This is a genomic window from Micromonospora terminaliae (assembly GCF_009671205.1).
GTDB classification, from domain to species: domain Bacteria; phylum Actinomycetota; class Actinomycetes; order Mycobacteriales; family Micromonosporaceae; genus Micromonospora; species Micromonospora terminaliae.
On sequence record NZ_CP045309.1, the window covers coordinates 512,109 to 523,395 of the forward strand.

Sequence of the window (11,287 nt, forward strand, 5' to 3'; positions counted from 1 at the left end):
GCGTGATGAGCATCGGCGCGGTAGCCCGCCGGGTTCGGGCGTACGGCGGACAGTTCCTGCTGCTCGCCGCGCTGGCGATGGTCGTACTGGCACTGATCGGCGGCGTACCCCGGTTGGTGAACGGGCGCGCCGAGGAGGGCCTGCGGACCTTCCTGGCCGGCCAGCCGGCCGCGGCGCGGGACGTGACGTACGGGACCGAGTCGATCTTCAACGCCGGCAACGGCACCTCGTTGATGGAAGCGTTCGCGGCCGACCTGCCCCGGCTGGAGGCCGAGATGCCACCGGACGTGCGGGCGCTGGTCGACCAGCGGTGGTTCGCCGCGGAGACCGACGCCGGCCGGCTGACCGGCCCGGACCTGGCGGCGGAGAACCTCCTGGTCGACCTCGGGCTGCGGAGCCTGCCCGGGATCGCTGACGCGGGCAGCCTGACCGAGGGGCGCTGGCCGGACCCGGCGGCGCCGCCCGGCCAGCCGGTGCAGGTCGCGCTGGCCGGCGAGGTGGCGCGCAAGCTGAACCTGCGGGTCGGTAGCCGGCTCACCCTCGCCGGGCCCGCGTCGGCGTCGCCCGAAGGCGCCCCGGATCCCGTTCGGATCGTCGTGGTGGGCGTGTTCGAGCCGCGTGACCGCGCGGATGGCATCTGGCAGGGGCTGCCGCAGGTCCTGCACGTGGTCGAACCGCCCGGGGACGCCCAGCCGTTCGTCGCCCTCGGGGTCGCCGACGGCGCCGCGCTGGACCGGCTCTCCGCCGACGGGTGGGGCCTGCGGTTCACCTGGCGGTACCGGATGGGTGCCAGCGGCATCCACGCCGCGGACGTGGACCAGCTCATCGGCGACCTCCAGCGGATGAGCCGCCGGGCGGAGGGCCGGGTCTTCACCCAGGGGCTCGACATCCCGCTGCGCGAGTTCCAGGGCCAGGTGGCCGCCGTCCGTACCGTCCTCGCGGTCATCGCCGCCGGCGTGCTGGCCGCCCTGGCCGGCCTGGTGATTCTGGCGGCCGGGCTGACCGTGCGCCGGCGACGGACCGAGTTCACCCTGCTGCGGGCCCGGGGCGGCACGGCCGGCTCGGTGGCAGCCCGCAGCCTGGCCGAGTCGATGCTGGTGCTGCTGCCCGCCGCGGCTGTCGGCTGGGCGCTCGGCAACCTGGCCCCGGGCCCGGCGGCCGACTCCCTGCCCGCCGCCGTGGTGGCCACGGCACTGATCGTCCTGGCGCTGCCGGTGGCCGCGCTCGCCGCGCCGACCGGCGTCGCCGGTCGGCGCGACCTGGTGCGGCTCCGGCCGTCGACCCGGCGCATCACCGTGGAGGCCGCGGTGCTGCTGCTCGCCGCGGTCGCGGTGCTGCTGCTGCGCCGCCGCGGCCTGGTCCCGGGCGTGGTGGACCCGCTGCTGGTCTCGGTCCCGGTGCTGCTCGCGGCCGCCGCGGCGGTGCTGGCGGTCCGGCTCTACCCGTGGCCGCTGCGGCTGCTCGGCCGGCTCGCCGCCCGCACCCGGGGCAGTGTCGCCTTCCTCGGCTCGGCCCGGGCCGCCCGCGCCGTCGTCACCACGCCGCTCGTGGTCGTGGTGCTGGCGGTCGCCACGGCGGCTTTCTGCGCCGTGGTCACCGCCGGGGTGGCGGTGAGCCGGGACGAGGTGGCCGGCCGGCGCGTGCCGGCCGACGCGCTGATCCAGGGCCAGCGGCTCGCGCCGGAGACCGGGGCCGAACTGGCCCGCCTGCCCGGCGTGCGGCGGGCCACTCCCGTGCTGCAGGAGTCGGGCCAGCGGCTGGCCACGGACGAGCGCGGCACCGACCTGCGTACCGGCGACGTCACCGTGCTGCTGGTGGACGGTCCCGCCCTCGCGGGGCTGGTCCGGGACAGCGGCGTACGCGTGACGCTGCCCCAGGCGCTGGTGGCCCCGGCCGCCGCGGGACCGCTGCCGGCAGTGGTCTCCCCGGCCGTCGCCGCGGATCTGGCCGCCGCGGGCCGCGACGGTTCCGCCTTCGTCGGGGTGCAGAACCAGCGGTACGAGTTCCGGGTGGCCGGCCAGGCGGAGACCTTCCCGCTGCTCCGGGCCGACACCACCCGGTTCGTCGTGCTGCCGTGGCAGGGGTTGCCCCGCCGGTCGACCGGCGCCGTGCCGACCGGGTTCCTCGTGGCGGGCGACCACCTCGACGTGTCGGAGCTGCGCCGGGTCGGCAACGAGGGCCAGCGCCGCTTCCAGCAGGACGCGGGGCTGGTCGGGCGTGAGCCGCCGCGCGAGGTCGAGGTGCTCACCTGGGCCGACGTCCGGCAGCAGGTGGGCGAGGGCAGCATGAACGGCGTGCTCGGCTTCGGCTTCGTCGCCGGTGCCGTCGCGGGGACGGTGCTGGGCCTGCTGGCCATCGGGTTCGTGGTGCTGGCCGGGGCTCGCGCGCGTGGCCAGGTGCTGTCCCGGCTGCGGACCCTCGGCCTGTCCCGCGGCCAGTGGCGCGGCCTCCTGCTCGTCGAGCTGGGTCCACTGGTCGCGGTGGCGGTGGTCACCGGCGCGGTGGTCGGCGCGCTGCTGCCGCTCCTGCTCACGCCCGTGCTCGGCCTGTCCGCCTTCACCGGCGGTGCTCCCGTCCGCGTGGCGTTCGAGCCGCGCCTGGTCGCCGGGGTCATCGCGCTCGGGGCGGTCGCCCTCGGCTTCGCGATCGCCGTCGAAGCCCTGAACAACCGCCGGATGCGCCTCGGTGAGGTGCTCCGGCTCGGAGAGGAGAGCTGATGACCGCTACCGCAGGCACCTCCGTCGTGCCGGATCTGGCCGCGCTCCAGCGGCAGGCCGCTGAGCGTGCGGCCGAGCGGGCCGGCGGCCAGGACCGGTTGCGCGGGCACATCGTCTGCGACGGCCTGGTGCGCATCTTCAAGACCGAGGGGGTGGAGGTGTTCGCCCTCCAGGGCCTGGACCTGGTCATCGACCGGGGAGATCTGGTCGCGATCGTCGGCGCTTCCGGCTCCGGCAAGTCCACCCTGCTCAACATCCTCTCCGGGCTGGACACCCCGACCGCCGGCATCGCCCGGGTCGCCGAGTACGACCTGCTCGCCCTGTCGAACCGGCGCCGCCTCGCCTACCGCCGCCAGGTGGTCGGCTTCGTCTGGCAGCAGACCGGCCGGAACCTGCTGCCGTACCTCACCGCGCTGGAGAACGTCGAGCTGCCCATGAAGCTGGCCGGCGGCCGTTCCGGGCGCGACCGACGGGAACGGGCCCGCCAGTTGCTCGACCTGGTCGGGGTGGGCTACTGCGCGGACCGCCGCCCCGGCCAGATGAGCGGGGGCGAGCAGCAGCGCTGCGCGGTGGCGGTGTCGGTGGCCAACGATCCGGAGGTGCTCTTCGCCGACGAGCCGACCGGCGAGCTCGACGAGGCCACCGGCGCCGAGGTCTTCGCCGCGCTGCGCACCATCAACGCCGAGCTGGGCGTCACCATCGTGGTGGTCACCCACGACCACGCCGTGGCCCGCCAGGTCCGCCGGACCGTCTCGATCCGGGACGGCCGGACCGCCTCCGAGGTCCACCGCACGGCCCGGGTCACCGCCGACGGCAGCACCGAGCTGGTCAGCGAGGAGTACGCGGTGCTCGACCGGTCCGGCCGGATGCAGCTGCCGGCGTCCTTCGTGGACGCCCTGTCCATGCGCGACCGGGTCCGGCTGAACCTGGAACCCGACCACGTCGAGGTGCGGCCGGGCGACCGGGCGCACGGCGAGGAGAATGAGCGATGACCGAGCAGCTGACCGTGCCGCCGGACCGCGTCGCCGTGGACGAGGTGGTGCGGGTCGAGGGGGTGAGCCGCACCTTCGGCCGGGGCGAGCATGCCGTCCACGCCGTGCGGGACGTCTCCTTCGCGGCCCGCCGGGGCGAGCTGGTCGCGGTCCGGGGCCGCTCCGGCGCCGGCAAGACGACCCTGCTGAACCTGGTCGGCGGGCTGGACCGGCCGGACAGCGGGCGGGTGCGGGTGGCCGGGCACGACGTCACGACCGCCAGCGAGCGGGAGTTGCTGGCGCTCCGCCGCGGCACGGTCGGGTTCATCTTCCAGACCTTCGGCCTGGTGCCGATCCTGTCGGCGGCGGAGAACGTCGGGGTGCCGCTGCGCCTGGCCAAGGTGCCGGCCGCCGAGCGGGAGCAGCGGGTGGCCGTGCTGCTGGAGCTGGTCGGGCTGGGCGGGCACGCCGCACAGCGCCCGTACGAGCTGTCCGGCGGCCAGCAGCAGCGCGTGGCGGTGGCCCGGGCGCTGGCCAACGAGCCGGACCTGCTCATCGCCGACGAGCCGACCGGCCAGCTCGACTCGGAGACCGGGCGGTCCATCATGGACCTGCTGCGGGCCGTGGTGCACGCCCGCGGCATGACCGCGCTGGTCGCCACCCACGACCCGGCCCTCATCGACATGGCCGACCGCACCCTGACCCTCCGCGACGGCCGCCTCCTCCCCGACTGACCCGGCGGCGGTGGTAGGACAGCGCCAGGGTCAGCAGGAGGGGGCCCCACAGGAGGAGGGGGGCGTAGCAGGCCAGAAGGAGGGTGAAGCCGGGCCTTGTGAAACCGAGGTCGTTGCCGTTGGCGGTTACGCCCCAGGCGGCGTATCCCCAGATCAGGGTCAGTGCGGCGGCGCCCGTGATGGCGGTGGTGACCGCGAACCGCGGCGGCACCCGCCGGCCGCCGACCAGCGGTAGCCAGCCCGGGAACACCTCGCCCCACGGGCGGACCAGGCCGAGCGCGAGCAGCGCCAGGCCCTCGGAGACGAGGCTCAGCGAGACGATGTAGACGCTCTCGCCGAGCCCGGGATCGACCGGGGCGCCGTACGCCGACGCGCCGATCGGCAGGCCGGCGACCAGCGCGATCCGCCACAGCCCGGACGGCAGCACGGCCAGCGGGATCAGGTGGGCGACGCGGACCGCCCAGGCGGGCGCGGGACGGCGGGCGCCGGCGTGGACGGTGCGGGACGCGGTGTCGCTGGTCATGGGACCTCCCCGGGGCTCGGAAACCGGCTTCCAGCCTCGCGGCCCGTCCGGCGAGCCACCTCCCCGCGACCGGGGAGTCAGCTCCCCCGATCCGGGGAGGGATCGTCCGGCAGGGCTCCCCTCGGCGGGAGGAGCAGACAGCCGAGCAGGGCCAGCAGCCCGCACAGACCAGGGCCCAGGGCAGCGCGATCCGCCGCCAGGCCAGCCCGTCAGAGGGCCAGCTTCATGCCCTCGTGGCTGGCCACGAAGCCGAGGCCGACGTAGAAGCGGTGCGCGTCGGCGCGGCTCTTGTCGGTGGTGAGCTGCACCAGCGCGCAGCCCCGCTCCCGGGCCCGGTCGATCGCCCAGGTCATGAGCTCCCGGCCCAGGCCCCGGCCACGCAGGTCGGAGCGGACCCGGACCGACTCGATCAGCGACCGCTCGGCGCCGTGCCGGCCCAGCCCCGGGATGTACGTGATCTGGAGGCAGCCGACCAGCTCGCCGCCGGTCTCCGCGACGACCAGGTGGTTGCGCGGGTCGGCGTCGATGGCCGCGAACGCCCGCTCGTACGCCTCGTCGACCTCGGTGAAGTCGCGTGCCTTGCCCAGCACGTCGTCGGCGAGCAGGGCGATGACGGCGGGCAGGTCGGCCCGGACGGCCTCCCGGAAGGTCAGATCGCTCACGCCGGCAGCCTCGCACAGTCACGCCCGACGATGCGGTTGCCGGCACCGGGCAGCATGTGCGCCATGGACGCCCTGCTGCTGCCGTTCCGCTGGATCTACCGGGGGCTGGTCTGGTTCGCCAACTCGCCGCGCACGCTGATCGTCTCGTACCTGCTCATGATCGTGGTGGCCGGCGTGCTCTACAGCCAGGCCGAGCACAAGAACGCCGCGGACTCGGTCTGGTGGGCGGTGGTCACCGCCTCCACGGTCGGCTACGGCGACATCTCCCCGACCTCCTTCGCCGGCCGGTTCCTCGCCGCGCTGCTCATCTCCACCATGGTGCTGCTGGTCATCCCGCTGATCACCGCGCACTTCGCCAGCCGGTTGATCGTCGACGACGACGCCTTCGAGCACGCCGAGCAGGAGGAGCTGAAGGCGGACGTGCGGCGGCTGCGGGCGCTGGTGGAGGAGCTGGCCGCCCGGCAGGGTATCGAGCTGCCCGAGCCGCCGCGCCCCGAGCGGGCCGGCCGGCCGCGCACCGTCACCGGGCGGGGCAGCGCAGCCCCTCCCGGGGCACGGTGAGCGAGAGCAGGTAGGCGTCGACGGCCCGCGTCACGCAGGCGGTCTGCGGGTAGGCCGTGTGCCCCTCGCCCTCCCAGGTGAGCACCCGGCCCACGCCCAGCATCGAGGCCAGCGCGGGGGTCTGCTCGTAGGGCGTGGCCGGGTCGCCCGTGGTGCCGACCACCAGGATCGGCGGGGCGCCGGCCGCCTTCCCGGTTGGGTACGCGTCCCGCCCGCCGGGCCACTCCACGCAGCCGAGCATGCCGACCGCCAGCGCCGGGCCGAACAGCGGGTATTTCTGGCGCCACTGCGACTGGACCGAGCGGATCTGCTCCCGGGTCGGCTTCTCGGTCTCGTCGGTGCAGTTCACCGCCATGTTCGCGTCGAACATGTTGGAGTAGTGCCCGTCGTCCCCGCGCTCGGCGTACGCGTCGGCGAGCTTGAACACGCCGGTCGGGTCGCCGCCCTGCAACGCGTCGATGGACCGGGCCAGCTCCTGCCAGCCCTGCTCGGTGTAGAGGGAGGAGATGACCGCGTAGAACACCCAGCCGGCGGTGGCCTCCCGGCCGTCCCGGCCGCGCACCGGCGACACCCGCGCCTTGTCGATGGCGGTGGTCACCGCGGCCCGGGCGTCCGGCGCGATCGGGCAGCGGCCGGCATTCGCCGTGCACCAGCGGGCGAAGTTGTCGAACGCCCGCTCGAAGCCCTTCGCCTGGCTCTCCGAGCCGGCCAGGAGCCGCTGCCGCGGGTCCACCGCCCCGTCGAGCACCAGCGCCCGTACCCGCTGGGGGTAGAGCTGGGCGTACGTGGCGCCGAGCAGGGTGCCGTAGGAGTAGCCGAGGTAGGTGAGCTTCTCGTCGCCGACGGCCGCGCGCACCGCGTCCATGTCCCGGGCGGCCTGCTCGGTGCCGTAGAGCGGGAGCTGGTCGCCGTACCTGGTGCCGCACTGCTGGCCGATCCGCCGGTTGAGGTCGACGAAGCCGTCGAAGGACGCCTGGCTCTCCGGGTCGGGGTCGTAGCCGAAGCTGGCGTCGAGCTCGGCGTCGGAGATGCACTTCACCGGGCTGGACCGGCTCACCCCGCGCGGGTCGAAACCGACGATGTCGAACCGGTCGGTCACCTCGGTCGGCAGCCCGCCGAACCCCGGCCCGAAGGACAGGTAGACCGCGGTGTCCACGCCGGACGCGCCGGGACCGCCGGGGTTGACCACCAGCGACCCGATCCGGTCGCGCTGCTTGACCGACCGGATCCGGATCAGTGCGATCTCGAAGGTCTCCCCGGCGCCCGGCCCGGCGGTCGCGCCGGCCGCCGCCCCGGTGCCCCAGTTGCGGGGTACGGCGATCCGGGCGCACTCGTAGCGCATGCCCGTCGCGCCCCGCCCGACCAGCTCGTCCGGCACCTCGGGGCACGCCCGCCAGGTCGGCGCGGTGCCCGGAGCGGCCGCTGCGCCCTCGCTCTCGGCCTTCGGGGCGAACGCCGGCAGCGTGCAGCCGGCGGTGAGCACCAGCGCCGCGAGGAACCCGGCCAGCACGGGCCGGCGGCGGATCCGGTCGGAGAAGCGGGTCACGTGGGAGCCCTCCATGATCGTGTGGACCGCCAGGCTACGCCCGGCCCGGCCCCTCGCCGACGGTCGCCGCCGGGTCGCCGCGGAGCACCTGGTCGACGTCGTAGCGGATGGGGCGCTCCAACTGGTCGTAGGTGCAGGAGCGCGGGTCGCGGTCGGGACGCCAGCGCACGAACTGGGCGGTGTGCCGCAGCCGGTCGCCCTCCATGGCGTCGTAGCCCACCTCGACCACGAGCTCCGGGCGCAGCGGCTCCCACTCCAGGTTCTTGCCGCCGGTCCACCGGCTCACCCCGCCCGGGATGCGCTGCCCCCGCTCGTGGTCGCCGTGCACCCACGGGTGGTCGCCGCCGACCTCGCGGTAGGGCTCCAGCTCGTCCAGCAGCTCCTTGCGCCGGGCCGCGGTGAACGAGGAGCTGACCCCGATGTGGTGCAGGACCCCGGCGTCGTCGTAGAGGCCGAGCAGCAACGAGCCGACCACCGGGCCGGACTTGTGCCAGCGGAAGCCCGCCACCACGGCGTCGGCGGTGCGCGCGTGCTTGACCTTGAACATGAGCCGCTTGCCCGGCTCGTAGGGCAGGTCGGCCGGCTTGACGATGAGCCCGTCCAGCCCGGCTCCCTCGAACACGTCGAACCAGCGCCGGGCCGTCTCCGGGTCGGTGGTCACCTGGGTGACGTGCACCGGTGGCCGGACCTTGGCCAGTGCCTTCTCCAGGCGGCCCCGCCGCTCCGGATAGGGCCGGTCGGTGAGCAGCTCGTCGTCGAGGGCGAGCAGGTCGAAGGCGACGAAGTCGGCCGGGGTGGTCTCGGCGAGCAGCTTCACCCGGGAGGCGGCCGGGTGGATCCGCTGGGCCAGCAGCTCGAAGTCGAGCCGCGGCTGGCCGTCGGGGCCGTCCCGGCGGATCACGATGAGCTCGCCGTCGACCGCACAGCGCTCCGGCAGCTGGCGGCGCGCCTGCTCCACGACCTCGGGGAAGTAGCGGGTCATCGTCTTGCCGCCGCGGCTGGCCAGCTCGACCTCGTCGCCGTCGCGGAAGATGATGCAGCGGAAACCGTCCCACTTGGGCTCGTAGGTCAGGCCGGGGTGGGTGGGGAGTTGGGGCACGCTCTTGGCCAGCATCGGCTCGACCGGCGGATTGATCGGCAGGTCCACGGCGACCAGTCAATCAGACCCCACCGACGGTCGTGAGGCAGATCACTGGCGGCGCCGCGGCGGCGTGTCCGGTCCCAGGCCCGTTCGTCCCCCGCGACCGGATGGTGAAAGCGCAGGTCAGCGCTAGGTTCGCGGCGTGCCGGAGTGGAGCTGCCGATGCTGCGGGCGCTGGCGGGTCAGCGTGGAACTGATCCGCGGCCGCTACCGCTACCGGCTCGTGCACCGCTACCCAGCCGAGCACGGCGGCGGCGCGAACGTCGTGGGCGAGGTGGCCTCGGTGGCCGAGCTGGAGGTGCTGCTCGGCCGGTACGCACCGGTCGGCCTGGCCGATCTGTGCGAGGCGGCCTGACCGGGATCGCCCGGCACCACCTTCTCCAGCACCGCCAGGCGGTTGCCGTTCTCGTCCGGCCGGTGCGTCACGACCCGGTAGCCGCGCCGGGCGTACAGGCCCAGATTCTCGACGCTCTCCGCGCCGGTGAACAGGGCGAACCGGGCCACCCGGCCGGCGCAGGCCGCTTCCACGGCGGTCAGCAGCCGGCCACCGATGCCGCGTCCCTGCTGGTCGGGCGCGACCGACAGCCGGCCCACGTGGGCGGTGTCGCCGTCGATGCGGGCGCGCACCGAGCCGACGAGACGGGACCCGAGCCGGGCGGCCAGCACCACGGTCGGGCCGGCCAGAGCGGCGCGGACCTCGTCCAGGGTCTCGGTGAGCGGGGGCAGGAACACGTCCCGGTAGCGCTGCGCCTCCACCAGGTACGCGGCGCGCTGCACGGTGAGGATCTCGCCGGCGTCCGCGACACCGGCCGGGGCGACGGTCAGCTGATCGGTCACCCGGCAACCTCACCACAGCCCGCCGGACCGGGCCCGGTCGGGCCACCCGGGCCGCCCGTACCCTGGCGGTGTCCGCGCGAGGAGGAGACCGACGTGCCCGAGCTGACGTACCCGGAGGTGGGGGCCACCCGCGACGGGCGCCTGCCGGCCGGCTACCACCACCTGCGCCACCGGGTCCGGCTGCCGGACGGAGCCTTCGCTGCCGCGGCCGACGCGGTGCTCGGCTGGCGGCTGCACCGGGCCGCCGGCGTGGTCATGCGCACGGACGCGCCCCGCGCCGCCCCCGGCGTGCGGGTCACCCCCGGGCTCGGCGTCGGCCCGCTGCGGATCTGGGGCCCCACCGAGGTGGTCTGGACGGTGGACGAGCCGGACCGGGCCGGGTTCGGCTACGGCACGCTGCCCGGGCATCCGGAGGTCGGCGAGGAGGCGTTCCTGGTCACCCGGACCGCCGGCCGGGTCTGGTTCGAGGTGAGCGCGTTCAGCCGTCCGGCCCGCTGGTACGTGCGCGCCGCCGGGCCGGCCGCCCGGGCCGTGCAGCGGGGGTACGCCTGGTGGCTGGGGCGGACCGTGCGCCGGCTCTGCGGGGGTCAGTAGCCGGCGAAGGAGCGGATCGGGGCGCGCGGCCCGTACTTCGGGGCCTGGATGCCGGCGGCCTCCAGCAGCACGCAGACCCGCCCCCGGTGACCCCGGAACGGCTCCAGCAGGGCCAGCATCCGGGCGTCGTCGCCACGCGGTTCCCCGGCCAGCGCCCAGGCCACCGTGTTCGGGATGTGGTAGTCGCCGACGCTCACCGCGTCCGGGTCCCCGTAGGCGACGCGGACCACCTCGGCGGCGGTCCACGGGCCGATGCCGGCGATCGCGGTGAGCCGGCGGGTGGCCTCGGCGGCGTCGGCGCAGCGTTCCAGCCGGTCCGCGACGGCGGCCGCGCGGCGCAGCGTGTCGGCCCGCCGCTGCTCCACGCCGAACGGGTGGAAGACCCAGTACGGCGTGGCCGCCACGGCGGCGGCCTCGGGCGGCAGCAGCAGGGGTTGCAGCGGCCCCGGCGCCGGCTCCCGGAAGTGCCGCACGGTCGCCGCGTACGCCCGGTACGCCTCCTTGCCGGTGACCTTCTGTTCGAAGACGGCACGCAGCAGGCGGGGAAAGACGTGGCCGGTGGCGGGCATCCGCAACCCGTGGTGCTCCCGTGCCAGCCGGGCGACCAGGGGGTGCGCGCCGGCCAGCGCGGCGAACCCGCTCAGGTCGTCGCGGAGCCCGGCCACCGCGTCGGCCCGCTCGACCACCCAGTCCGCCCCGGGGCCGTAGCCCTCGGCGGCCAGTTCACCCGCGTCGGGGCGCAACGCGAGGGTGGCCGGGCCGGCCGGGGTGCGGGCCGCCCACCAGAAGCTGCCGGCGGCGATCCGGGCGCACGGGTCGTACGGGCTGAAGGTGAGGGCGCGGACCGAGGCGGCCAGCCGGTAGCCGGCCGGCGGGCGCAGCGTGCGGCGGGCGGCGGGGGAGGTCACCCCGCCACTCTGCCAGGTGTACGGCGGGGAACCGTCGCGGCGTGGCGCGGAGCGACCGGACGGACGCGGACGGGTCGGATGGCATATCAGCCG

General features: G+C 75.5%; 11 protein-coding genes and 1 pseudogene. 6 read left to right on the forward strand and 6 right to left on the reverse strand.

Features of this window, described 5'->3' with window-relative positions; genetic code table 11:
• The first annotated feature begins 5 nt into the window (after nt 1-5).
• Genes GCE86_RS02365 through GCE86_RS02375 form a run of 3 tightly spaced genes read left to right on the forward strand, consistent with a single transcriptional unit; the run spans nt 6 to nt 4,422 of the window.
• Nucleotides 6-2,717, forward strand: coding sequence for an FtsX-like permease family protein (locus GCE86_RS02365; RefSeq protein ID WP_154225377.1), 2,712 nt, complete (start codon nt 6-8; stop codon nt 2,715-2,717).
• The gene (locus tag GCE86_RS02370) at nt 2,717-3,709 is read left to right on the forward strand and encodes an ABC transporter ATP-binding protein (protein WP_154225378.1); all 993 of its coding nucleotides are present in this window, start codon (nt 2,717-2,719) and stop codon (nt 3,707-3,709) included. Before GCE86_RS02365 ends, GCE86_RS02370 begins: the two co-directional genes overlap by 1 nt.
• Nucleotides 3,706-4,422 carry an ABC transporter ATP-binding protein gene (locus GCE86_RS02375; protein WP_154225379.1) on the forward strand — a complete coding sequence of 239 codons (717 nt, stop codon included), beginning with the start codon at nt 3,706-3,708 and terminating at the stop codon, nt 4,420-4,422. The genes GCE86_RS02370 and GCE86_RS02375 overlap by 4 nt, the downstream gene beginning before the upstream one ends.
• Here the strand turns inward: GCE86_RS02375 and GCE86_RS02380 are convergent.
• Nucleotides 4,364-4,945 (reverse strand): hypothetical protein, encoded by a 582-nt coding sequence (locus tag GCE86_RS02380; protein ID WP_154225380.1) that lies wholly within the window; start codon nt 4,943-4,945, stop codon nt 4,364-4,366. The genes GCE86_RS02375 and GCE86_RS02380 overlap by 59 nt on opposite strands.
• 209 nt (nt 4,946-5,154) lie before the next feature.
• Nucleotides 5,155-5,607: a GNAT family N-acetyltransferase gene (locus tag GCE86_RS02385; protein WP_154225381.1), complete on the reverse strand. Its 453-nt coding sequence runs from the start codon at nt 5,605-5,607 to the stop codon at nt 5,155-5,157.
• A 63-nt stretch (nt 5,608-5,670) separates the two neighbouring features.
• Between GCE86_RS02385 and GCE86_RS02390 the strand changes: the two genes are divergently transcribed.
• A complete protein-coding gene (locus GCE86_RS02390) occupies nt 5,671-6,168 on the forward strand; it encodes a potassium channel family protein (protein ID WP_154225382.1) in 498 nt (165 codons plus the stop codon).
• Here the strand turns inward: GCE86_RS02390 and GCE86_RS02395 are convergent.
• Nucleotides 6,128-7,714, reverse strand: coding sequence for an alpha/beta hydrolase (locus GCE86_RS02395; protein ID WP_244317149.1), 1,587 nt, complete (start codon nt 7,712-7,714; stop codon nt 6,128-6,130). The genes GCE86_RS02390 and GCE86_RS02395 overlap by 41 nt on opposite strands.
• Nucleotides 7,715-7,748: 34 nt before the next feature.
• A complete protein-coding gene (locus tag GCE86_RS02400) occupies nt 7,749-8,861 on the reverse strand; it encodes an ATP-dependent DNA ligase (protein WP_154225384.1) in 1,113 nt (370 codons plus the stop codon).
• A gap of 136 nt (nt 8,862-8,997) precedes the next feature.
• Here GCE86_RS02400 and GCE86_RS32460 point away from each other — a divergent pair, with 136 nt between their 5' ends.
• Nucleotides 8,998-9,210 carry a hypothetical protein gene (locus GCE86_RS32460; RefSeq protein WP_154225385.1) on the forward strand — a complete coding sequence of 71 codons (213 nt, stop codon included), beginning with the start codon at nt 8,998-9,000 and terminating at the stop codon, nt 9,208-9,210.
• 11 nt (nt 9,211-9,221) lie between these two features.
• Here GCE86_RS32460 and GCE86_RS02410 read toward each other — a convergent pair.
• Nucleotides 9,222-9,692 (reverse strand): annotated as a pseudogene (locus GCE86_RS02410) (GNAT family N-acetyltransferase); the annotation flags it as partial.
• Between the two features lie 93 nt (nt 9,693-9,785).
• Between GCE86_RS02410 and GCE86_RS02415 the strand changes: the two are divergent.
• Nucleotides 9,786-10,286 (forward strand): DUF1990 family protein, encoded by a 501-nt coding sequence (locus tag GCE86_RS02415; RefSeq protein ID WP_154225387.1) that lies wholly within the window; start codon nt 9,786-9,788, stop codon nt 10,284-10,286.
• Here GCE86_RS02415 and GCE86_RS02420 read toward each other — a convergent pair.
• The gene (locus tag GCE86_RS02420; protein ID WP_154225388.1) at nt 10,280-11,194 is read right to left on the reverse strand and encodes a DNA-3-methyladenine glycosylase family protein; all 915 of its coding nucleotides are present in this window, start codon (nt 11,192-11,194) and stop codon (nt 10,280-10,282) included. The two genes, GCE86_RS02415 and GCE86_RS02420, sit on opposite strands and share 7 nt — an antisense overlap.
• Nucleotides 11,195-11,287 lie beyond the last annotated feature (93 nt).

Coding starts and splice junctions, on each gene's coding strand:
- GCE86_RS02375 (WP_154225379.1), top strand. CDS start 3,706: ATGACCGAGCAGCTGACCGTGCCGCCGGACCGCGTCGCCGTGGACGAG.
- GCE86_RS02370 (WP_154225378.1), top strand. CDS start 2,717: ATGACCGCTACCGCAGGCACCTCCGTCGTGCCGGATCTGGCCGCGCTC.
- GCE86_RS02365 (WP_154225377.1), top strand. CDS start 6: ATGAGCATCGGCGCGGTAGCCCGCCGGGTTCGGGCGTACGGCGGACAG.
- GCE86_RS02380 (WP_154225380.1), bottom strand. CDS start 4,945: ATGACCAGCGACACCGCGTCCCGCACCGTCCACGCCGGCGCCCGCCGT.
- GCE86_RS02390 (WP_154225382.1), top strand. CDS start 5,671: ATGGACGCCCTGCTGCTGCCGTTCCGCTGGATCTACCGGGGGCTGGTC.